The sequence below is a fragment of the Nevskia soli genome, from assembly GCF_903970205.1.
Taxonomy (GTDB): domain Bacteria; phylum Acidobacteriota; class Terriglobia; order Bryobacterales; family Bryobacteraceae; genus Bog-113.
Genome location: NZ_CAJCHS010000426.1, coordinates 1 through 21,385 on the forward strand (window position 1 = coordinate 1; position 21,385 = coordinate 21,385).

The window sequence follows — 21,385 nt, forward strand, 5'->3', positions numbered from 1 at the left end:
TGTTCAATAATCAACAGAATATTTTCGACGGCTAAACCTCAAATTACGACATGCTGGTGATTGGATCGCGCGGGTCGCAACTCGCGCTTTGGCAGGCTCATTACGTACAACGGCGGCTGGAATCTCGCGGCGCGGAATGCCGCATCGAGGTCATCCAGACGACCGGCGATCGCATCGCCGACGTGCCTTTGGGCCGCGTAGGGAGCAAAGGCCTGTTTACGAAAGAAATCGAAGACGCACTGATCGACCGCCGCATCGATCTCGCCGTCCATAGCCTGAAGGATCTGCCCACGGAATTGCCGCGCGGCCTGACGATTGCAGCCACGCCCGAACGCGAGCAGCCGAATGACGTGATGGTGGGCCGCAAACTGCGCGACTTGGGCGCGGCGTCGCGCGTGGGGACAAGTTCTCTGCGCCGGACAGCCCAACTCCGGCGGTATCGGCCGGACCTGTTGGTTGAATCCATCCGCGGCAATCTCGATACGCGTCTGCGCAAGCTGGAGGAAGGCCACTACGACGCGATCGTACTGGCTGCAGCCGGGCTGCGGCGGCTGGGCTTGAAAGATAAGATCGCCGAGGTGCTGGAGCCGGAGGTGATGTGCCCCGCCGTGGGGCAAGGCGCCCTCGCCATCGAGACGCGCGAAGTGGGTCCCGGTTATGAGGCCTGTGCCCTGCTCGATCATCCCTGGACGCGCCTGTGCGTCACCGCGGAACGTGCGGTGCTTGGAGCGCTGGGCGGAGGGTGCCAGATTCCGATGGGCGCGTTTTCCAGCATCTCCGGATCGGAGATGCAAGTCACCGGAGTCGTCGTCGCGCCGGATGGCAGTAGCCTGATCCGCGAACAGGTGGCGGGTGATTGCACGCATCCGACCAAGCTCGGGCGCCAGGTCGGCGAGCTCCTGATCGCGCGCGGCGCGCTGCAGATGATCGGCCCAACCTTGAGCGGCCTGCGTGACTACGAAGTCTAGCGGCCGCGTCTTTCTGGTCGGCGCGGGGCCGGGCGACCCTGAACTGATCACGCTGAAAGGCCGGCGGGCTCTGGAACGTGCCACCGTCGTTTTCTACGATCACCTGGCGCCGGTGGAGCTTCTCGATTTTGCGCCCGCGTCCGCCGTGCGCCTTTATGTGGGAAAGAAGCGCACGGTGCATGCGCTAAGTCAGCAAGAGATCTCGACGCGATTGATCGAGTACGCGCGTGCCGGGGAAACCGTCGTGCGGCTTAAGGGCGGCGATCCTTACCTGTTCGGGCGCGGCGGCGAGGAAGCCGAGGCGCTGGCGGAAGCGGACATTCCGTTCGAGGTGATCCCGGGAGTCTCTTCGCCCGCCGGCATCGGCGCGTACGCGGGGATTCCACTGACCCATCGCGAGCACACGTCGGCCGTAAGTATCGTGACGGGGCACGATCCGGACGTGGTCGATTGGAACCGCTTCGCGCATGCGGAAACATTGGTCATCCTCATGGGTCTGAGTTGCTTCGATCAGATTTCTGAACGCGTCATTCGGGCTGGACGGGCCGCAGATACGCCGGCCGCGGCCGTTCGATGGGGCACTCGCGCCGACCAGCAGGTGCTTGAAGGCACGCTCGCTTCCCTGCCGAAACAGATTCATGCGGCGGGAATGAAGCCGCCGGCGACCATCATCGTCGGCCCGGTCGTGCGCTTGCGCTCGCAGCTTTCGTGGTTCGAGAAGTTGCCATTGTTCGGGCAGCGGATCGTGGTGACGCGGCCGCGCGGGCAAGCGCAGGAGATGTGTACGGCACTGCGCGATTTGGGCGCCGAGCCGATCCAGATCCCCGCGATCGCCATTGAAGCCGCAAGCGACACGGGCGCGCTCGACCGCGCCATCGAAGCGCTTGCCGCATACGACTGGCTGATCTTCACCAGCGTGAACGGCGTCCGCGCCTTCTTCGAACGATTGGACACCTCAGAGAGCGACTTGCGTGCGTTGCGCGCGAGGATCGCGGTGATCGGGCCGGCAACGCGTCAAGCCGTGGAAGCGGCGCATCTGAAGGTGGATGTGACCGGCGACGAATTTGTCGCGGAGAGCCTCGCCGAGGCGCTCGACAAGTTCCCTCTCGCGAATCGTCGCGTCCTTCTGGTGCGCGCTGCTGTAGCACGCGATTATCTGCCCGAATTCTTGCGCTCGAGAAATGCTTCGGTGGATGTGGTCGAGGCGTATCGCACCGTCGCCGCGCCGGGTCTCGTCGAGAGCGCTTCCAGGTTGATCGAGAACCCGCCCGATTGGATCACGTTCACCAGTTCTTCCACCGTCGACAACTTCTTCGCCGCAGTGGCGCCGGAGAAGCTGGCGCCGGCGCGGATGGCTTCGATCGGTCCGGTCACCTCGGCCACCCTGCGCAAATATGGCATCGAGCCCGCCGCCGAGGCCGTCCAATATACAACAGCCGGGCTTGTCGCGGCAATTTGCGCTTCAGTTACCCCGAAGAAATGACTCAGTATAATCGGAACGTGAAATTCAGGGTCTGCGGCGCGCTTCTCCTGGCGGTGCTGCTGGTTAGCTGCAACAACGGGATGCGAACCCGCGAAGCCGTCGAGCGCGACATCCGTAAGAGCGTCGGCCGGCGCGGCGATCTGAATATGAACAACCTGGATGTGACGGTGAATTCCGTTAACTTTCACGGCAACAAGGCGGATGCCGTGGTGGGGTTCATGCCGAAAGGCGGGCTGATTTCACAAGGGATGACGATGCGGTACACGCTCGAGCAGCGCGGTAACGAATGGGTTATCGTCAACCGTCAGATGGGCGATATGCACGCTCACACAGGGGCCTCAGGCACTCCAGGTAGCGCCCCCGGTAACAGCGCGGAGCCGCTGCCGCCCGGACATCCCTCACTCGACGGAAACCCTAAATGAAAACTGTCGCCGTTCTGGGTGGAGGCCCGGCTGGGGCTTTCGCCGCCGAACAGATTGCCCGGCAGGGTCTGCGCGCCATCGTTCTCGATGAAAAGCTGGCATGGGAGAAACCTTGCGGCGGCGGCGTGACGTACAAAGCCTACAACCAGTATCAGTTTCTGCGCGAAAACGACACGCCCAAGCGGTTCGTGCATGAAACCTCGCTTGCTTCCACGGGCGCCGGGTCGGTGAGTCTGAAACTGGACTCGCCGCTGATCGTTTACTCGCGGATGGACCTGAACCAGATGTTGCTTTCGCGCGCGATCGCGGCGGGCGCTCAGGTTGAGAAAACGCGGGTGACCGGCATGCAGCGCAACGGCGAGCAGTGGGATTTACAAACGCGCCACGGCAAGATGACCGCGGATTATTGCATCGTTGCGACGGGCGCGCGCAATCCGCTGCGCGATGTGGGCACGCGGCTCTCTTCGAATGACACGATGGTGGCGCTCGGCTACTACGTGCCGCAGCAGCAGGAACGCATCGACATCCAGTTTTTGCCCGAACTGGAAGGCTATATCTGGGTGTTTCCGCGCTGCGGCCATTTATCGGTAGGCATCTGCGGCAAAGGCGAGCCGGCTTCATCCCTGCGGCGCCGCCTCGAAGCCTACATGCACGAGAAGGATTTGCGGTGCGACGGCTCGACGTTCTACAGTCACCTCCTGCCGAGCCTCGATACGCCCGCGTGGCAGCAGAATCGCGTCGCCGGTCCGGGCTGGCTGGCGGTTGGAGATGCAGCGGGACTGGTCGATCCGATTACGGGCGAAGGTCTGTACTACGCGATCCGGTCGGCCGATCTTGCGGTTCAGGCGCTGTTCAATGAACTGCGCAACAACGAAATGGCCGCGGCGTTTTACCGGCGGCTGCTGCGCCGCGATTTCGCCAATGACCTGGAATTGGGATCGCGCCTCGCGAAGCGCGTGTTCGGCCGGACGTTCTTCGGCGCCGTGCCCAGCCGCATGATCCAGCTGACCCGCCGCAGCCCGAGGTTCAAGTCGTTGATGCAGGACCTGTTCTCGGGAACGCAGAATTACCTGACGCTCAAACGGCGGCTGTTGACCAACCTGAACGGCGGTTTGGTCGACATGGTCCTGAGCTTCAGCTTCAGCCGTCTGATTCCGCGGTCCTCTACGTCGAACGAATGAACGACTCCCGAAGCGCCGCGCTGTTCGAGCGGGCGCAAGTTTCCATACCCGGCGGCGTGAACTCGCCCGTACGCGCGTTCCGCGGAGTGGGCGGCACGCCTCGCTTCATCGTTCGCGGCGAAGGTTCGCATATCTGGGACGCGGACGGGAACGAGTATATCGATTACGTCGGTTCGTGGGGGCCGCTGCTGTTCGGGCATCGCTTCCCGCCGGTGATCGCCGCTTTGGAAGAGGCGCTCAGCCGCGGAACCAGTTTCGGCGCCCCTACCGAGCAGGAGATCGAACTCGCCGAGTTGATCCGTGAATTCGTGCCATCGGTCGAGATGGTGCGGCTCGTGAATTCAGGCACCGAAGCGACCATGAGCGCGCTGCGCGTGGCACGTGGATTCACTGGCCGCGACATCACCATCAAGTTCGAAGGCTGCTATCACGGGCATGTCGATTCGCTATTGGTGAAAGCCGGATCGGGAGTGGCGACCTTGGGTCTGCCCGACTCGCCTGGCGTCCCGCGCGGCTTCAGCGACACCACCATTGCGCTGCCGTTCAACGATGCCGATCGCGTGGAGCAGGCGTTTCAGAAGAATCCGGACGGGATCGCGGCCGTGATCGTGGAGCCCGTTTGCGGCAATATGGGCTGCGTCTTGCCCCAACCCGGATTTCTAGAGGCGCTGCGGACGATTACCGCGCGTTACGGCGCGCTCTTGATCTTCGATGAGGTCATGACGGGCTTTCGGCTGGCCAGAGGCGGAGCGCAGGAGTTATTCGGAATCAAGCCGGATCTAACAACTCTAGGTAAGGTGATTGGGGGCGGCTTACCGATCGCAGCTTACGGCGGAAGGCGCGATGTGATGACTTACGTTGCGCCGAGCGGTCCGATTTACCAGGCCGGAACACTTTCGGGGAATCCGTTGGCAGTAGCCGGAGGACTTGCTATGTTACGCCACTTACAGAGTCACCCGGAGACTTACCGGAAGCTAGAAGACTCTACAGCGCGTTTGGCCGGTAATCCGATCGATGGAATAACTGCCAATCGAAAGGGATCGATGCTGACCTGGTTCTTCAATCCCGATCCGGTTGTCGATTACGAGAGTGCTTTGCGGTCGGATCGCGCGCGGTTTGCCACGTTCTTTCACGCCATGCTGGAGCGTGGTTTCTATCTGCCGCCGTCTCCCTTTGAGGCTCTGTTTGTTTCGGCCGCGCACTCGACCGAAGAGATCGAGCGCACGTCCGCAGCCGCCCGCGAATGCCTACTTAGCTCTTAGCCGGTAACAGGCGCTTGCGCAGGGATCCAAACGCCATTGCTGCGATTCCGATGCCGAGCATCACGAGCGATCCCGGTTCTGGAGCGAAGATGAATTCCTGCTCCTGGCCGGTCCCCTGTACGCCGGTGTTGGTAAGTATGTTGAAGTTAGCCGGATTGATCTTCGAGTAGTTCTGCTCGGCGGCGAACAACCACGTATTGGAAGATGGTGTGGGAGGATGCACGTTCGGGTTCTCGGTATTCGGGTTGAATAAGTCCCAGATCGTGTCCTGGATCGCGCCGTTGTTCGCGTAGCCGGTAGAGCCGCTCGGTGCGAACTGCGTGGTGAGCCACGCGGCCATTTCATAAACCTGGAGCGCGTTGAACGACTGATCGGTCCCCCCTTGCGTCAGCAGGCTGTCCGAATCGGCGCCGTAACGGGTGTTGCTGAGGTTGCCTGACGCCATGTTGGTGACGTTCGCCGTCCAGGATTCGCCATTCGTCACTTCGTTGGCGAAGTCATCGCAGTAGATGGTTGTACTTACTCCGTTAAGGGTCGCGGTGTAAGGACTAATTAAGTAACCCGAGCTGTCAGTTTGCCCATTGGCTCCGCTAAAAGTAACATTGACGGTGCCCGCAAGCATGGGGATTGCGCCGGCCGCGGCGAGTAGAGACACGAAGAGCGGTGATTTCATAGAGTAACCTGCCTTCTTTTAAGTTCGAATGAGAAATACTAATCCGAATCTAGCGGGTCAGGCAGTTGAACACAATGGACCTTGAGTGTCGATTCTATGGTCCGCGTACCTGGTACCGAAGGTCAGATTAAAACCAGTTAGCCACGGATGGCCGGGGGCGGGAGCGACCTCCGGGCCGGCAGCCGCAATGAATTCCGCATGTGACCCGGAAGTTAAGTCCTGCGTGTGTATGTTAGATCAAAAGCTAATTAGCCGCGGATGAACAGTGACGAACCAGATATGGCCCGCGGTCCACCCTGGGGAATGAAAACGTTGAACACTCCGTTGCCGCGGGGCTGCAGTATTTGAGTCGCTGCAAAATACCGCATACTGAGCCGCGACGGTGACGGAGCGGTTACAACCTGCGCATCCGCTTTCTCGCGGCAAAAGCATTCGAAAGGTTCTTTTCCGGAGCACCAGCTCCGTTACCGTCGCGGCTCAGTATGCTGACAGGTGTTTTCAGAACAACACGGATACAAAACGATCAACATCTGTGTTTATCTGTGTTCATCTGTGGCTAAAAGGCTCGTCTGGCAGGGGCGGGAGTGGCCGCCGGGTCGACAGCCGCAATTAACTCCGCATGTAACCCGGCAGCTAAGTCCTGCGTGTGTACGGGGTCAAGACGAGCGACGGACAACGCGCCCTGTTGATCGCCATAGATCCCGTCTTCGGCTTGAGTCGTCCGGTGGATCCGGTGTTTACTGTACGGCTCGTGCTCCATCAGCCGGGCTGAAAATTCCTCGGGGAAGAAAACCTGACCAATATGAGATGTGTGGTCCGACGCGTAGGACTTACCTTTGCGATGCCCGCCGGTCCGAACCTTGAAATGAATATGGTTCGTGCGCCCCATGTAGAAGCCCGGGAAAACCGTCTGAAATACGACGAACCCTTCAGCATCGGTAAGTTGAATCCCGCGAAGAAAAGTAAGTTTGTCGGTAGGGTGATTTTGCGGCGGCGGACCCATTCGCTCCATGCCCTCCGGCGGACCAGGACGATTGCCGGGATGTTGCGGATCGAATCCGGGCGGCGGACCCGGCGGACGGCCTCCAGGACCACCTGGGCCACCCGGACCCATCGGACTCATCTTCGTGAACCCCGAGTAGAGTCCGAGCGCATCGCAATGCCAGATATCCACGGCTACGTTGGGGAGCGGCTCGCAGGTGCGCGCGTTCATTACCGCTAAGCGCAACGTAAGAGGGACGCCGGGCTTGCCTTCGACTATGTCCGAACGAAAAAGCTCGTCGGGTATGTAATACGGTCCAACCTCCTGCTCGGGGCTGAGCCTGCACACGCCGGCTTGTTCGGAGGAACGAAAGGATTGCGCGGCGGCGCGCTGCAGCCGTGCCGCAGCTGCAACTGCCAGGCCACTGGTTACGAAGCTTCGACGGCTAAGGCTAAATTGATGAGGCAAGGACCAGAGTAACAACTTATCGGCCCCCGTGGACTTACTCCGCGGTTCTTTTTACAGGTCTTTACCCAGTTTCAACACTCAGTTTCAACGCGCCGCCGCGGAACGCATTCGCGGTAACTGCCAGCGCGCGCGTGCTTCTCCGGCTACCGCTCGAATTTCCGAAGCATGAACCGCGTTGTTAAAGATTCCGTACGCCCCTTTTCCGATTAGCCGGAGTGAGCGCTCTTTATCGCTGTGCGCGCGAACAATGACGATCTTGGGCGGGTCTTCCATTCCGTCCAGATCCTCCAGCAGACGATTCCAGCTCTCGTTCGGCAGCGACCCGTCGATCACCACCACCGGCGCTGTCAGCGCGGCGACTGTCTGCCTCGCCTCCAGCAGGTTCGCCGGAAGCGCCAACTTCAATCCCGAACCGGTAAGTTCTTGGGCCAGCAACTCCCGGTATTCAGGATCATGCGTGATTACGATTAACGGGGACTCGACTTCAAACTGATCAGGTGAAGGCGATATTCGTGCTTGCATCTTGCTTGTATTTTAGTCCTTATAGCGGCCGAACGTCCGTAATTAAGCAAGATTTGGGACAAATTTTGACGCGTCGATTTTGGCGCGTAGAATCGTCTTCACAGTTTCGTCCACGAAGGCCGCATCTAACCCCATCAAGTTAGTTTCAAGGAACTCACGCGGACCCCAGCCGAAGACGCGGCTCACTTCCTCATAATTCCTCGTAAGCGTCGTCGCCGTAAGCATGCGCGTGTCGGTGTTGATGTTCAACGGGACGTGCTGACGATAAAGCAAATCGATGGGGTGGTGGGCCATGTCGGCGATTTCGGGAACAATCTGGATGTTCGACAAAGGACAGATCTCCAGGTGAATCCGATGCTGCCGCAGATGCCGGACTAACTCCGGATCTTCGATACTTCGCACGCCGTGTCCGATCCGCGTGGGTTCGAGCAGCCGCAGCGTTTCCCAGACGCTCTCCGGACCGCAGGCCTCACCCGCATGGGCGGTGCGGAAGAGGTTGTTCGCGCGGGCGAAGTCGTAAGCTTCGATGTGGGCCGTTAACGGGAATCCGGCCTCATCGCCCGCAATATCCAGCGCAACCACACGGCTGCCTTGATACGACTTGACCAGGCGCGCCGTCGCGATGCTTTGTTGTTTCGTGAAGTGGCGCAAGGTGCAGAGAATCAGGCGTGCTTCGATCCCGGTTGCGCGACTCATATGCTCGGTGGCCCGGTTGACGATGTCGACGACGCGTTCGGCACTCAGGCCGCGCTCCAGGTGAAGCAACGGAGCGAATCGCAGCTCCGCATAGATGACGTTATCCGCCTGCAACTGGTGGAACAAATCTTCGACAGTGATCCGGAGCGAGGGTTCATCCTGCATCAGGACGACGCCTTTCGGCGCGCGGCTGAGAAACTCCGCCAGATTGGTGCAGCGCGCCGGAGCGATGTAGTCGGACGCATACTCTTCGCGGGTGACTCCGGGAGCGAGCTTCGATACGGCGTTGAAGCTGAGGGAGCAATCCAGGTGAAGATGAAGTTCGATTTTGGGTAGGGTGGAGACTGAAGTCATGTTTTTCGATGGATGATAAGAGCGCAGTTTGCGCTCGCGCACCCGCGGCTTTCCAGGGAAGTAAGGTAACCCGGATCGCCGAGTCTGGTGGTGCTGTTCCGGAACTGTAACTGAGCCGAGAGCGTAAGCGACCGGTGGCTAACGTTTCCGCAACTAACTCCTTCCCGCCTATCATAGAAGTTTGCCGGGCGTTTATCTCTCCTACCCGTTTTGCGCGCAGAAGTGCACGTACTGCAACTTCGCGTCCGGCGTGCTGCCGAAGCATCTCGAGCCCCTGTATGTCGACGCGCTGCGGCGGGAGATTGCGGCAGCAACCTTTGCGTGGAACCCGGCGACCGTTTACCTCGGCGGCGGAACGCCGAGCACGATGCCGATCCAAGCGCTCGATTCAATCCTGTCCGTCGTGCCCGGCCGCCCCTGGACGGAAGCAACTATGGAAGCCGCGCCGGGGAGCTTCGACGCGGAAATGGTGCGGGGCTGGGTCCGCGCGGGAATGAATCGCGTCAGTTTAGGCGTGCAGTCTTTCGTCACGCGGGAGCTCGCCCGAACGGGCCGCAAGCATACCGCCGCAACGATTCTCGCCGACGTAAAACGGCTTCAAGCCCAAGGCATTAGCAACCTAAACCTCGACCTGATTGCAGGTCTCCCCGGGCAGACGGCGGCGAGCTGGTCGGAATCGCTCGACTGGATCGAGCGCCTCGCGCCCCCTCATGTATCGGTTTACATGCTGGAGGTCGATGACGATAGCCGGCTCGGGCGGGAATTGAGGCTCGGGGGCGTCCGATATGGCGCGTCCGATGTGCCCGGCGAGAACGCGATCGCGGATTTCTATGAGGCTGCCGCCGAGAGGCTGGCGCGGCTCGGCATCCATCGATATGAGATTTCGAATTTCGCCGTTCCCGGAGCGGAATCGCTGCACAATCTGACTTACTGGAAGCTGGAACCCTATCTCGGATTCGGCGCCGACGCGCATTCGCATGATCGCGGGCTGCGTTGGAGCAACGTGGAGTCGGCGGACGAGTACATCCGGTTGAGCCCGTCGGCGCGGGTTGAAGAGTCGAATGCCGATCCCGATTCGGAGCGCTTTTTTGTCGGCCTGCGGTTGATCGAAGGCATTCAAGTTTCACCTGAGGATCTTGCGATCCACGCGGATTCCGTCAAACGGTTCGTCACCGCCGGCTTGATGGAAAATAACGGTTGCAATCTCAAGCTAACTTCATCTGGGTTAATGCTTTCCAACGAAGTACTTGAAGCTTTCATTCACTGATGATCGATCTCCGAAGCGACACCGTCACACGCCCCACGCCATCCATGCGGCGCGCCATGGCGGAAGCCGAGGTCGGCGACGATGTCTATGGCGAAGATCCGACCATCAACCGGCTCGAACAGCGCGCGGCGGAACTCATGGGCAAGGAGGCTGCGCTCTTCGTTCCTACCGGGACGATGGGGAACACCATTGGAATCAAGCTGCATACCGAGCATGGCCAGGAAGTCATTTGCGATTCCCGCTCCCACGTTCTCGATTGGGAGCTTTCCATGGTCGCGTGGTTTTCAGGATGCGTGCTGCGGACGGTTTCCGCTGACGGTGAACTCCCCGAGTGGCAGCACTATCGGACGGCGATCCGGACGGGCGGCGACAACAGCGCTCCCACGGGCTGCGTGACCGTCGAGAACACGCATAACATGCTCGGCGGGCTGGTCTATACGCTCGATTCGCTCGACGAAATTTGCCATGAGACGCACCGGCTTGGATTGAAAGTCCACCTGGATGGCGCGCGGATCTTCAACGCCGCCGTGTCGCTGGGAGTCTCCCCCGCGCGGATTTGCGGGGATGCGGATACCGTGATGTTCTGCCTTTCGAAGGGGCTGGGCGCGCCGGTTGGTTCGCTGCTGGCCGGTTCGGCGGCGGACATAGCGCGAGGACGGCGCCTGCGAAAACGGCTGGGCGGCGGCATGCGCCAGGCGGGCGTGCTGGCGGCCGCCGGACTCGTAGCGCTCGAAGAGAGTCCCCCAAGACTGGCAACCGATCATGAGAACGCGCGGTTGTTTGCCCGTGGGCTCGGCCTTCCAACGTGTCCGCCAACCAACATCGTGGTGTTTGATGTGAGCCACACCGGACGAACACCGGCGCAAATCGCGGGGGCGCTGAAGGCTGAGGGAGTGCTGGTGAGTCCTGTCGCTGAAACCGTACTGCGCGCCGTAACTCATCAGAACGTTTCCGCCGAGGAATGCCGCAGTGCCGCCGAAATTGTGAAGCGCGTTCTTACTTCAGGTACTTAGAGATCTCCGGATAGAGAAGCTTATGAATCTGCGGCTGTTGCATGTTGTCCCTGGTGACAACCGTTGCAGGTAGATCGATCTTCTTCTCGGGCGTTTTCCCGGCGAACTTCTGCGCGAGTGTCTCGACGGCTTTGAAGCCCATGGTGAACGGGTCCTGAACGATCAGCGCACTAATAGTTCCACCTTCCAAATCCTGAATCATGCCTTCGCTCGAATCGAAAGCAACCAGCTTGACCTTTCCGGAGAGCCGGCGCGCTTTGAGGGCCTGCGACGACCCGACGGAACTGGGCTCCGACGACGCGAAGATTCCATTCAGATCCGGATGCGCGCTCAGAAGATCTTCAGAGACAGCCATGGCTTTGGCGCGATCGCCCATGCTGAAGTTCTTGGCGACGATCTGGATCTTCGGGAAGCCGTGCGCCATGGCGTCTTCGAAGCCGCGCTCGCGCTCCATCGTCGACTGGCTGCCGGGCGCATGCATGACCTCGGCGACGGTTCCGGTCCCGTTGAGCAGTTGCCCCAGCTCCCGGCCGGCCATCTGACCCGCGGCGAAGTTATCGGTTGCCACAAAGCTCAGATAATTCTTCGAGTTAACGCCGGAATCGAAAACCGTTACCGGAATGTTCTCGCCGGCCGCCCGGTCTAGCGACTGACCGAGGACATCCCGCTCCGTGGCGGCCACGGCGATCCCGTCGACATGGCGGGCGATCATAGAGTCCACAATCTCGACCTGACGGCTGTAGTCCGTCTCCTGCGGCGGTCCATCCCAGACGATCCGAAGCTTGTATTGTTCGCCGGCGGCCACGGCGCCGGCGTGAACGGCGATCCAGTAAACATTCGAAGTGGACTTCGGGATTACCGCTACCTGCTTTTCCGCGCCGCGATTGCATGCCGCCAGAGAGATAAGCGCTAAGAGGAAACAACCAGCGCGCCGCGCCGCCTGTGGGGAAAACCGCTTCCTTACGGTCGCGGCTCTGTAACTGCCGAATCCACTGAGCCGCGTTGATCTGCCGAATCCACTGAGCCGCGTTGATCTTCCGAGCCGCGCACGTAAGTAAGCGGTTCTTGGCATCTGCCAGAAGCTGTTAGCGGGCAAGCCATCCACCGTCGATCACGATATCGGTCCCGGTAACGAAGCCCGCCTCCGGCAGGCACAGGTAGACGGCCAACGCGCCCACTTCGTCCAGCTTTCCCCATCGGCCAACCGGGATGCTTGCCATGAACTGCGCGTTGAGTTCCTCGTTCTCGGCGATCTTCTGATTCATCTCGGTAGCGAAAGGTCCTGGACTGATGCAGTTACAGGTCACCCCTTGAGGCGCAAGTTCAAGCGCCAGCGCGCGCGTCAGCCCGAGCAAACCCGTCTTGCTTGCCGAGTAAGCCGAGCGCTCGGGTAGCGAGACGTGACCCATGATCGAACTCAGATTAATGACACGGCCGTACCCTTCTTTGAACTGGGGAACGAAGGCGCGGCACATCAGGAACACGCTCGTGAGGTTGGTATCCATCACGGATTGCCACTCACTCAGCGTGAAGTCGACCAGCTTTTTGCGAAGGTTCATTCCGGCATTGTTGATAAGGATATCGACGGGTCCGAACTCATCGCGAATCGTCCGTTGCAGTGCGAGGACTGATTCTTCAACGGCGACATCGGTCACGAAGACGGACGCATCGCTCCCGGCTCCAATCGCAAGACCGGCGACCAACTCGAGTTGCTCGCGATCGCGGGAGACGAGGGCGAGCTTTACTCCCTCGGCAGCGAGCGCCATCGCCATCGCCTTGCCGAGTCCTTTACTGGCGCCCGTGATGAGAGCGCTTTTTCCTTTGAGACGCTGTTCCATAATCCACCGGAATTGTACCGCGCGGCGTGCATTACGATGGAACCACAGAGAATCGCGATGGCATCGTTAGTGATCTACACGCCGGATGGGAAGAAGCACACCGTAATCCTGCAAGCCGCGCTCATCACACTGGGGCGATCGAGAGATGCCGACTTATCCTATCCCGACGACAGTGGCTTGTCCCGGCTGCACCTCCAGTTCAAAAAGAGCGGGGACGGCTATCTGATCCAGGATCTGAATAGTAAGAACGGAACCAGCGTAAACGGGCAGCGGCTGGAAGCCGCGCGTCCTCTTGTGGCCAACGACAAGATCTCATGCGGGCATCTGGCCGTGGTGTACGACGCGGGGCGCTCGGCGCCTCAGATTGAATTCGTCGAACCGAGCACGGCGTCGGGTTCGGAAGCGGCCATCGTCACGACGCTGGGCGGGGTGCTGCACGAATCGACAACGGGAGCCGCGGCGTCGATGAGCGCGCTGATCCAGGCCGGCAACGAGCTGGCGATCGAAAGGCCGCTCGAACAGCTCTTCCCGATCATTCTCGGGCTGGCCATCGGCGCGGTGGGAGCGTCACGGGGTCTGCTAATGACGGTCGAAAACGGGAAACTCGTAGAAAGAGCGAGCCGCGGCGACCTGTTTAAAATCAGCACCGCCGTGCGCGACCGCGTGTTGGAACAAAAGCAATCGGTGCTGGTGCGCGACACCCGGCTGGACGACGCCTATCGCAACCGGGAGAGCCTGATCCTGGACAAGGTACAGACGCTGATGGCGGTTCCGCTGCAGGTTCGCGAAGACGTACGCGGCATTATCTATGTGGATTCGCCCAGCCTGCAGCGCGAGTTCACGCGTGAAGATTTGAAAGTGCTAACGGTGCTGGCAAACATCGCGGCCATCCGCGTGGAGCATGCGCGACTGGCGCTGGTGGAGCAGGCGCGGCGTCTGATGGAGCGCGAGCTGGAACAGGCCGAAGCGATCCAGCGCAATGCCCTGCCCGCAGCGGCGCCGGCGGTGAGCGGGCTCGATCTGGCGGGCCGGAATGTAGCTTCCCGCGCCATCAGCGGCGATTACTTCGACTACTTCACGGGCGAGGACGGACTCGTCGCGCTGCTGCTGGCCGACGTTTCCGGAAAAGGATTGGCCGCGGCGCTGATGGTGATGGCGCTACAGGCGCGCGTGCAGCCTTTGTTCGAACAGCTTCCCACCGGTCCCGAAGCGTTGAAGAGCGCCATCGAGCGATTGAACCGCCTCACCACGGCGAACTGTCCCCCGGCGAAATTTATCACGCTGTTCGCGTGCGTCGTGGATGGAAAGAACGGGCATCTCGACTGGGTCTCGGCCGGGCATAATCCGCCGTTGGTGATGCGCGCCGACGGGTCGCACGAGTTTCTGACGCATGGCGGCCCAATCCTGGGTCTGTTCCCGAACCTGGAGTTTACTCAATATCAAACGCCGTTTCATGACGGAGACGTGATCGCGATTTACAGCGACGGCATCACCGAGGCTTGTACACCGCAAGATGAGGAATTCAATCTGGAGCGGCTGGCGGAGGTGGTTCGCAAGCATCGAACCGGCAGTGCGGACCAGATAGCGGACGCAATCCTGGCTGCGGTGCGTGAATGGACCGCCGGGTGCGCGCCGGCGGATGACATGACGGTGGTGATCGCCCGCAAGACGGGTTTGTTAAAACCCGCTAAAACTTGACGCGACTGAACACGCGGTCGAGAATCGCGACAGCTTCGTCGACCTCGCGCTCGGTGATGATGTAGGGCGGCAGGAAGCGCAGCACGGTGTCGTGCGTTGCGTTGAGCAGCAAGCCTTCCTTCATGGCTTCGGCGACAATGGGGGCTCCAGGCATGGCAATCTCGACACCGACCATCAATCCGGCGCCGCGAACTTCGACGATGAATGGATAACGCTGCTGCAGCTCGCGCAAACGAGAGCGGAACGCTTCTCCGACGCGGCGCATCTGCGGCATGAGCCCGTCGAGAATGTCGAAGAATTCCAGAGCCACGCGGCAGCAGAGCGCGCTGCCGCCGAACGTGGTTCCGTGCATGCCGGGACGGATGGCCGCCGCGGCGCGTTCGTTCATCACGACGACGCCGAGAGGCAATCCGCACGCGAGCGGTTTCGCGGCGAGCATGATGTCCGGAATCACCGGCTCGGCCGCGAGTTGATACCCGAAGTAAGTGCCGGGACGGCCGACGCCGCATTGAATCTCATCGAAGACCAGAAGAGCGTCGTATTGGTCAGCCAGCTCGCGGGCAAGTTGACCAAACTCGGGAGTGATGGGAAGGATGCCGCCCTCGCCTTGAATCCACTCGATCACGACGCCAGCCGTGCGCTCGGAAAACGCGGCGCGGAGACTATCCGGATTGTTGCGCTCCACGAAGCGAATGCCGGGGATCAGCGGCTCGAAGTCCCGGCGGTATTTCGACTGGCCGGTGATGGAGAGCGAACCGAGCGTGCGTCCGTGAAAGGAATTTTCGAGCGCGATGATTTCAAACTTGTTGGTGTTGGGGTTCGTCGCGGCGCCACGGCCGTGGGAGTGAATCATCTTCATGGCGGCTTCTATCGCTTCGGTTCCGGAGTTACAGAAGAACGAGCGCTGGAGTCCGCTGATCTCGGCGAGTTTCTTCGCGAGCTGGCCCTGATAGCGGTGATAGTAAAGGTTCGAAGTGTGGATGAGCAGCCCGGCTTGTTCGCGGATGACTTCGGTGATACGAGGATGGTTGTGGCCGAGGGCATTTACGCCGATGCCGCTGATGAAGTCGAGATACTTGCGGCCTTCAACGTCCCATAACCAGGGACCGTCGCCGTGATCCAGCACGAGCGGATAGCGGGCGTAGTTTGGAAGGAGGTACTGGCGCTCGAGATCAATGACTTCCTGAGCGCCAATTTCCGAAGGAGCGGGCGCAGCCGGCGAGATACTCATTATTTGATGATACGGAATGCCGCCGTAGCGCCGCTAGCTAGAGACCGGACCGGGAGCCGGCGGTGACGTCTTGAAGACGCCGATCAGGTTGTAAAAAACAACGATCGACGCGGTAATGGCCTCGATCATGGACAGCAGCTGATCTTGCGAGATCATTTTTGAACCAAACTGCTCGGTCGCGGAGGCTGAACTGACAACCTGTTTGATGAGCTGCAACTTAGCGGGACCGACTTTGGGCGTCGCCGCGGTTGTTTCGATGGCCACTATAGCTTCGAGAAGAGTCGGAAACATCTGTAGGATAAGAAGAAATGCTTGCATTTTTGCTCCGTGGGCGCGCGCCATTGCTTGCCGGCCGCGGTCCTCGATCTAAGAGTAAGTCCGTAAGATGGACTTAGCGCGCTTAATTACTTGTAAGTGGTTGAAAGCGCGGAGGCGATTCCGGTTAAGGGGCTGTGATCATGAGCAAGCGCGACCCACGCCGCGAACGACGCCTCGGCGTTTATCCGGGTTGTTCTGAAAACACCCCGGTTGCCGACCACTCAATCCACATTCCGGGCCGCGCAGTGGTGCGCATGGAGAAGCATTCCGCTCTCGCGCAGCAAAAAGCATACGAGGGTTCTTTTCCGGAGCACGAGCTCCATGGCTGTCGCGGCTCAGCAGGGCGGCCGGCAATGCCGGATTGAACAGGATGTGACTTGACCTTACGGCTGGATCGTAAGTATCGTAACCGTGGCGTTCGGGAGCGGAACCGTGTAGTTTCCACTCTGATCCGGCGAGACCGGCGTCGATTGAATGGGCCCGGTAAGCGCGCCGGTGCTGCTGAATTGCACGCCGCCGTAAGTCACGTACTCATACGTTGACGTTAACGAAGGCGCCGTGAGCTGTACGTAAGAAGCGCTAGTCGCCGGTGTCGACAAATGCACAGCCACGGTCCCGGATGCGGCTAAATCTTTGTTGATCACGTAGACCGTGGTCGCGCAAGTTGCGCAAGTCGAAAGCGCATAACTGGTGATATTCGCCGAACCGGCCGACACGGTGACCGGCAGAAACCGCTGGCCCTTCGCGGCGTTGAACGCATAGAGCCCGTAGTACTCGGGCTGCACCTGATCGGTGAATAATCCGGGCCCTGAACTGCTGATCAAAATCGGATTGTAGAGACTTCCCTCATGAAAGTGGAAGTTCATTCTGCGAATTCCGACACGCGCCATCTGAAGCGCAAAGTCAAGCGCCCAAATCCCCGAGGCCTGCACATCGCTTACTCCTGCCTGCCCGGGATCCGGCGAGACGCTATTGGTTTCGTCAATCTGCACGTTCATTTTGAACATCGAATTAACGTAGCTAACGGCTTTGCCAAAAGCCTGCGTCTCCTGGGTCAGCAACGAGGGGGCCAGCAGTTGCCCAACCGTCACGGGTGCAGGAGTATTGTTCAGTGGATACTCGTGCAGTGTTACCAGGCCCACATTACTGGCGCTGCAACCATTGCACTGCGTAACACCCTGAATCACGGGAACGAGTTGATTGGTTACGGTGCTCGTGGAGGGATCGTAGTAGGCCGGCGCGGCGAGAGCGATCGAAGCGGTCGTGGAGTTTGCCTTGAATGCCTGGCTATAGTCAAGGAGATCCGTGATCTGGCCGGAAACGCCGTATGTAGGCGGCCGGTATCCTTGAGTCGCATAGAGATTTAGTTCATTACCCAGCTCGAACCCGAGCAAAGAAGCCTTGGTATACGCCTGCAGAACAGGCATAAAGCCTTTGGTTATCTCATTAAGAATGTAAGCTGGGGCCCCGGGGTCTATATTCTGAACGAGATTGACACCGACAAGCATCATCCAATTGGTTTGTGCGCTGGCCGCACACCAGCTTTCGAAGTCGGCGGTAGTTAAGTAATACTGGCATTCCGACGGATCGGGAGCGGTTTCTGCGTTCCAGCAGGATTCGTCGGCTCCCGCTCCGCCGATCCGCAGGGTTCCCCGCCCTAAATTCCTGATAAGCGTAAATAGAACAGAATTGCCGGCGGTCGATGGGCCGAAGAACGTCAGCGCTGCATTCTGCTGAAAGCTCAAGCCCATGAAATCCCCGGGAACGGCGGACCCGCTGGGCTTCCGCGTGACCTGTACGGTGGCCACTTGTTGCGCGAACAGAGAAGCCGCGCTAGCTGCGATTAAAAGGGGGGTCCTGAATAACATGGATGGCTTTGGTTTAGGGAGTCGAATAAAGAGTGGACATCTGATACGTCCGATATACGTTTGTGCCGAGCACCATCTCGTAGTCGAAAGTGCCGCTCGGCGTCACTTCGATGCATTGTGCGCTGGGCGGCTGCGGCGCGTTCTGAATCCATCCTGAAAGAAAGTGGTAATTGCCGTTATCCAGCAACTGCGCGGTGCCGAGCGCGACCGAAAAGACGCCCATATTGTCGTTTACATTCAGACTTGCATTCAAAGTGGTTTCGTCCAGTGTAAGCACTTGGCCCCGGCTGAACTCTCCGGGGTTGTAAAAAACTCGCGTGTTCCCGTTGTCGTATAGAGTGAGCGTCGTGCTCGTTCCCGACTCTACTTTGACGTCATGCTGATGAGAAAACCAGGGATACGGATCGCTACTGCCTGAGATCGTGAAGTTACCGCCCAAGCCGAGCGTCCAAATGACGCTGCCGTCGCCTGTTCCGTTGGCATAGTTGATCTTATATACGAAATCCTGATCCCGAGCGGAGAAAATAATATTTCCGTCGCTATCCAATGTCAGAGAATTTCCGTGTATCCAATCGTTTGCAAAGTTAGCTAAATGCAGCGGAGGGCATCCGACTTCACGCGGCGGTTGTATGCAGACGTCAGAAGGTAAGGTTGCGGGCCGGTTGATGTCGAGGAAATCATAAGCGCTCCAGGACCACGCGACCTGCATGTTGGTATCCAAGTCCACGATCGCGTCACCCAGAATGTCGACGGGCGCGGTCGATCCCTGCGTGCCCGCCGGAAAGATTTCTTCCTGGGAGGCGATGACCAGAGTATGTCCATTGGAAAGCCGTAACGCGTCATGGTTAAACTCGGTTATCCCGAGCAGACCTTTGGCCTCCAGGAGCGCGGAAACACGTGGGACACTTGTCTCCCGGATGGTATTGCCGGCCGGATCGAATTCGCGGAAGAGTTGTTGACCCTGGTTTATGTAGTTCGGGTTGGCAACTAACATAAGAAACGTTCCGCCGGCGACGGGAATGATATTGGCCGGGTCCATCGACGGAACGTTCGCGTAGTACCAGAGGATATTGCCGTTGTGATCCGTGGCAAAGGGGAAATAATTTGCCGGCGGCGTCCCCGGGATCGGATCATGGAGCAGTACCGGCTGTTGGGTATCTGTCGATCCGTTCAAAGGAATTGAAATCGGGGGAAATACCAGCGAAGGACCGACCGCTCCGGTCGTAAACTTTAGAACCGGCCCGGATGTTACTAGCGTCGATCCGCTGACGACTTCGTAGTTCATGTTATACGTGGTGGACGCTTTCATTCCCGCAACGTAGATGTTGTTGGTCAGAGTCGGCGAACAGGCGACGGTGGAGGTGCGGTAGGCGACGCCGCCGGTCGCGAACCGGACGCGGAATGCATCTCCGGTTGGGCATCCCGGTCCGCTGTACAAGGCGACCAGGGGATTCGCGCTCGGTGTAATTACCGGGGCGCCCCCGGAAGCGCTGGTCAGAGGCGTGAACGTGAACGGCGCTGTTACCGTCGCGGACTCCCCCGTAGCCGCGTTTAGCACTTTTAGCTGAACCGTGTAGCTCCCCTCGTGAGTGTAAGGAGTCCATGGAAATAATGTGGCGGTGTCGAAGTCCAGAAGGATCTGGAAGTTCTGACTGGTTCCCGAAGCTACCGCGTAGCGATATTCCAGCGCACCGGGATTCGTGTCGGACGCGGTGGGAGTCCAGGTGATCGTGGTTCCGACGGGTTGGGGAGAAGGAAGTGATGGCGCTAGCGATGCCGTGATGGTTGCCCACAACGGAGATACGGCGAAAATAGCGGGCAAAACTCGATACAGGTTCATATCCTCAGATTTATATCCTATTGAAGCTTTCGATGAAGGTACGGGAAGGTAAAATAAAGATCACCCGTTTTCGAGACACAATATGCGCATGAAGCGACATAAACTCTCCACTTAGCCTGCCCGGAAGGACTTGGATTTTGGCCCCGCGTTACCTCTCGAGCGGGGTATTGTTTCGAACATACCACGACTTTCATGTAAGCAACTGTAAGCAGGGGTGTGGCGACTCATCCTAATAGTACTTTTTTATCTGTCTAGATCGAGACTCGACTTAGAAACGGCACGTTTACGTGCGAACACAGCGGTTCCGGTTTTGTACTATGAGATGACTCTGATGTGGCGCAGCCACTCAGAGACGACATCGGGCCACGCCGTAACAGGAAGCTCGGTTCGCCTCAATCCGTAACCATGGCCGCCGGACGCGTATAGGTGAAGTTCGGCGGGTACCTTTACAGCTTTGAGCGCAAGGAAGTACGCAACGGCGTTTTCAACCCCTACCGGATCGTCTTCCGCTTGCACCAGGATCGTGGGCGGCGTCTTATCGGTAACCGGCACGTCCGGGTTCAACGTGAGCTTGCGGTCCCCGGTCCCCAGATAGCCGGGGTAGATTACGATCGCGAAATCCGGACGGCAGCTCTGCTGATCGGCGGCATCGATCGCCGGGTAGAGACGCTCGTCGTAGTGCGTGCTGACCGCGGCTGCCAGATGCCCTCCGGCCGAGAACCCGAGCACCCCGACGCGATGGGGATCGATTTGCCATTCGGCCGCATGCATGCGCACGATGCCCATGGCCCGTTGCGCATCCTGCAGCGCGGCGGCGGATTTGGGAAACGGCCCGGAACCGGGCACGCGGTACTTCAGCACAGCGCAAGTGATCCCGGACGAAGTAAGCCAATCGCAGACTTCCGTCCCCTCGAGGTCCATCGCAAGAATGCTATAACCGCCCCCGGGAAACACCACGACCGCGGCGCCGGAGTTATTCCCCTTCGGCGGATAGATCGTAAGAGTCGGATTCGTAACGTGCCCGAGGCGGATCAGCGGCTTCCCCGCGATCAGGTTGTCCTTAGCGGTCGTTGTATCCGCTTCCGGCTTTGTATCGGGCTGAGCGTCCTGGTGACCGGCCGGCGCGCCGTGCGGCCAGATCGGAATTACCTGCTGGGCGGAAAGTGCGGATGCGACTGCGGTTAGAAACAAAAGTCGTTTGAGCATGTCCAACGCAAGTGTAAATCAGCACGCTACTCGAAGCGCAGCGCTTCGGTAGGGTTCAGCCGGGAGGCACGATCCGCCGGCAGCATCCCGAAGAG

At 59.6% G+C, this 21,385-nt stretch carries 19 protein-coding genes; 8 read left to right on the top strand and 11 right to left on the bottom strand.

The window, feature by feature from the left end; translation table 11 throughout:
* The first annotated feature begins 50 nt into the window (after window positions 1-50).
* From hemC to hemL, 5 genes are read left to right on the top strand one after another with little or no spacing between them, the layout of a single operon-like run.
* Window positions 51-968 (top strand): hydroxymethylbilane synthase, encoded by a 918-nt coding sequence (gene hemC, locus H1Y01_RS18280; protein WP_180542107.1) that lies wholly within the window; start codon window positions 51-53, stop codon window positions 966-968.
* Window positions 952-2,451 (top strand): uroporphyrinogen-III C-methyltransferase, encoded by a 1,500-nt coding sequence (gene cobA / locus H1Y01_RS18285; protein ID WP_180542109.1) that lies wholly within the window; start codon window positions 952-954, stop codon window positions 2,449-2,451. The genes hemC and cobA overlap by 17 nt, the downstream gene beginning before the upstream one ends.
* Before the next feature lie 17 nt (window positions 2,452-2,468).
* The gene (locus H1Y01_RS18290; protein WP_180542111.1) at window positions 2,469-2,873 is read left to right on the top strand and encodes a hypothetical protein; all 405 of its coding nucleotides are present in this window, start codon (window positions 2,469-2,471) and stop codon (window positions 2,871-2,873) included.
* Complete coding sequence (locus H1Y01_RS18295; protein WP_180542113.1) at window positions 2,870-4,054, top strand: NAD(P)/FAD-dependent oxidoreductase; 1,185 nt, start codon at window positions 2,870-2,872, stop codon at window positions 4,052-4,054. Before H1Y01_RS18290 ends, H1Y01_RS18295 begins: the two co-directional genes overlap by 4 nt.
* Window positions 4,051-5,316: a glutamate-1-semialdehyde 2,1-aminomutase gene (hemL, locus tag H1Y01_RS18300; protein WP_180542115.1), complete on the top strand. Its 1,266-nt coding sequence runs from the start codon at window positions 4,051-4,053 to the stop codon at window positions 5,314-5,316. Before H1Y01_RS18295 ends, hemL begins: the two co-directional genes overlap by 4 nt.
* Here hemL and H1Y01_RS18305 read toward each other — a convergent pair.
* From H1Y01_RS18305 to add, 4 genes are all read right to left on the bottom strand, one after another.
* A complete protein-coding gene (locus H1Y01_RS18305) occupies window positions 5,306-5,989 on the bottom strand; it encodes a PEP-CTERM sorting domain-containing protein (RefSeq protein ID WP_180542117.1) in 684 nt (227 codons plus the stop codon). The two genes, hemL and H1Y01_RS18305, sit on opposite strands and share 11 nt — an antisense overlap.
* Before the next feature lie 556 nt (window positions 5,990-6,545).
* Window positions 6,546-7,319 (bottom strand): intradiol ring-cleavage dioxygenase, encoded by a 774-nt coding sequence (locus H1Y01_RS18310; protein WP_180542119.1) that lies wholly within the window; start codon window positions 7,317-7,319, stop codon window positions 6,546-6,548.
* Window positions 7,320-7,523: 204 nt separating this feature from the next.
* Window positions 7,524-7,961, bottom strand: coding sequence for a response regulator (locus tag H1Y01_RS18315; protein ID WP_180542121.1), 438 nt, complete (start codon window positions 7,959-7,961; stop codon window positions 7,524-7,526).
* A gap of 42 nt (window positions 7,962-8,003) precedes the next feature.
* Window positions 8,004-9,011, bottom strand: a complete 1,008-nt coding sequence (gene add / locus H1Y01_RS18320; RefSeq protein WP_180542123.1) for an adenosine deaminase — start codon at window positions 9,009-9,011, stop codon at window positions 8,004-8,006.
* Between the two features lie 181 nt (window positions 9,012-9,192).
* Between add and hemW the strand changes: the two genes are divergently transcribed.
* Window positions 9,193-10,278 (top strand): radical SAM family heme chaperone HemW, encoded by a 1,086-nt coding sequence (hemW, locus tag H1Y01_RS18325; RefSeq protein WP_180542125.1) that lies wholly within the window; start codon window positions 9,193-9,195, stop codon window positions 10,276-10,278.
* Entirely contained in the window at window positions 10,278-11,291 is a 1,014-nt protein-coding gene (locus tag H1Y01_RS18330) for a threonine aldolase family protein (RefSeq protein ID WP_180542127.1), read from the top strand. Before hemW ends, H1Y01_RS18330 begins: the two co-directional genes overlap by 1 nt.
* Here the strand turns inward: H1Y01_RS18330 and H1Y01_RS18335 are convergent.
* Together H1Y01_RS18335 and H1Y01_RS18340 are read right to left on the bottom strand one after the other, a co-directional pair.
* On the bottom strand, window positions 11,275-12,363 hold the full coding sequence (locus H1Y01_RS18335) for a substrate-binding domain-containing protein (protein WP_180542129.1): 1,089 nt from the start codon (window positions 12,361-12,363) through the stop codon (window positions 11,275-11,277). The two genes, H1Y01_RS18330 and H1Y01_RS18335, sit on opposite strands and share 17 nt — an antisense overlap.
* A gap of 13 nt (window positions 12,364-12,376) precedes the next feature.
* Window positions 12,377-13,129, bottom strand: coding sequence for an SDR family NAD(P)-dependent oxidoreductase (locus H1Y01_RS18340; protein WP_180542131.1), 753 nt, complete (start codon window positions 13,127-13,129; stop codon window positions 12,377-12,379).
* A gap of 57 nt (window positions 13,130-13,186) precedes the next feature.
* Here H1Y01_RS18340 and H1Y01_RS18345 point away from each other — a divergent pair, with 57 nt between their 5' ends.
* The gene (locus H1Y01_RS18345) at window positions 13,187-14,827 is read left to right on the top strand and encodes a SpoIIE family protein phosphatase (RefSeq protein ID WP_180542133.1); all 1,641 of its coding nucleotides are present in this window, start codon (window positions 13,187-13,189) and stop codon (window positions 14,825-14,827) included.
* Here H1Y01_RS18345 and H1Y01_RS18350 read toward each other — a convergent pair.
* The 5 genes from H1Y01_RS18350 to H1Y01_RS18370 all read right to left on the bottom strand — a co-directional run bounded on the left by H1Y01_RS18350 (window position 14,817) and on the right by H1Y01_RS18370 (window position 21,290).
* Window positions 14,817-16,058: an aspartate aminotransferase family protein gene (locus H1Y01_RS18350; RefSeq protein ID WP_180542135.1), complete on the bottom strand. Its 1,242-nt coding sequence runs from the start codon at window positions 16,056-16,058 to the stop codon at window positions 14,817-14,819. The two genes, H1Y01_RS18345 and H1Y01_RS18350, sit on opposite strands and share 11 nt — an antisense overlap.
* 33 nt (window positions 16,059-16,091) lie before the next feature.
* Complete coding sequence (locus H1Y01_RS18355) at window positions 16,092-16,349, bottom strand: hypothetical protein (RefSeq protein WP_180542137.1); 258 nt, start codon at window positions 16,347-16,349, stop codon at window positions 16,092-16,094.
* A 410-nt stretch (window positions 16,350-16,759) separates the two neighbouring features.
* Window positions 16,760-18,184: a glycosyl hydrolase family protein gene (locus H1Y01_RS18360; RefSeq protein ID WP_180542139.1), complete on the bottom strand. Its 1,425-nt coding sequence runs from the start codon at window positions 18,182-18,184 to the stop codon at window positions 16,760-16,762.
* Window positions 18,185-18,257: 73 nt separating this feature from the next.
* A complete protein-coding gene (locus tag H1Y01_RS18365; protein WP_180542141.1) occupies window positions 18,258-20,084 on the bottom strand; it encodes an aryl-sulfate sulfotransferase in 1,827 nt (608 codons plus the stop codon).
* Between the two features lie 315 nt (window positions 20,085-20,399).
* The gene (locus H1Y01_RS18370; protein ID WP_180542143.1) at window positions 20,400-21,290 is read right to left on the bottom strand and encodes an alpha/beta hydrolase; all 891 of its coding nucleotides are present in this window, start codon (window positions 21,288-21,290) and stop codon (window positions 20,400-20,402) included.
* Between the last annotated feature and the right edge of the window lie 95 nt (window positions 21,291-21,385).

What these genes read in the sequence shown, in the direction of transcription:
- H1Y01_RS18330 (WP_180542127.1), top strand. Translation starts at nt 10,278, where the DNA reads ATGATCGATCTCCGAAGCGACACCGTCACACGCCCCACGCCATCCATG.
- H1Y01_RS18355 (WP_180542137.1), bottom strand. Translation starts at nt 16,349, where the DNA reads ATGTTTCCGACTCTTCTCGAAGCTATAGTGGCCATCGAAACAACCGCG.
- H1Y01_RS18295 (WP_180542113.1), top strand. Translation starts at nt 2,870, where the DNA reads ATGAAAACTGTCGCCGTTCTGGGTGGAGGCCCGGCTGGGGCTTTCGCC.
- hemL (WP_180542115.1), top strand. Translation starts at nt 4,051, where the DNA reads ATGAACGACTCCCGAAGCGCCGCGCTGTTCGAGCGGGCGCAAGTTTCC.
- add (WP_180542123.1), bottom strand. Translation starts at nt 9,011, where the DNA reads ATGACTTCAGTCTCCACCCTACCCAAAATCGAACTTCATCTTCACCTG.
- H1Y01_RS18365 (WP_180542141.1), bottom strand. Translation starts at nt 20,084, where the DNA reads ATGAACCTGTATCGAGTTTTGCCCGCTATTTTCGCCGTATCTCCGTTG.
- H1Y01_RS18350 (WP_180542135.1), bottom strand. Translation starts at nt 16,058, where the DNA reads ATGAGTATCTCGCCGGCTGCGCCCGCTCCTTCGGAAATTGGCGCTCAG.
- H1Y01_RS18345 (WP_180542133.1), top strand. Translation starts at nt 13,187, where the DNA reads ATGGCATCGTTAGTGATCTACACGCCGGATGGGAAGAAGCACACCGTA.
- H1Y01_RS18315 (WP_180542121.1), bottom strand. Translation starts at nt 7,961, where the DNA reads ATGCAAGCACGAATATCGCCTTCACCTGATCAGTTTGAAGTCGAGTCC.
- hemC (WP_180542107.1), top strand. Translation starts at nt 51, where the DNA reads ATGCTGGTGATTGGATCGCGCGGGTCGCAACTCGCGCTTTGGCAGGCT.
- H1Y01_RS18335 (WP_180542129.1), bottom strand. Translation starts at nt 12,363, where the DNA reads ATGCCAAGAACCGCTTACTTACGTGCGCGGCTCGGAAGATCAACGCGG.
- H1Y01_RS18370 (WP_180542143.1), bottom strand. Translation starts at nt 21,290, where the DNA reads ATGCTCAAACGACTTTTGTTTCTAACCGCAGTCGCATCCGCACTTTCC.
- H1Y01_RS18340 (WP_180542131.1), bottom strand. Translation starts at nt 13,129, where the DNA reads ATGGAACAGCGTCTCAAAGGAAAAAGCGCTCTCATCACGGGCGCCAGT.
- H1Y01_RS18305 (WP_180542117.1), bottom strand. Translation starts at nt 5,989, where the DNA reads ATGAAATCACCGCTCTTCGTGTCTCTACTCGCCGCGGCCGGCGCAATC.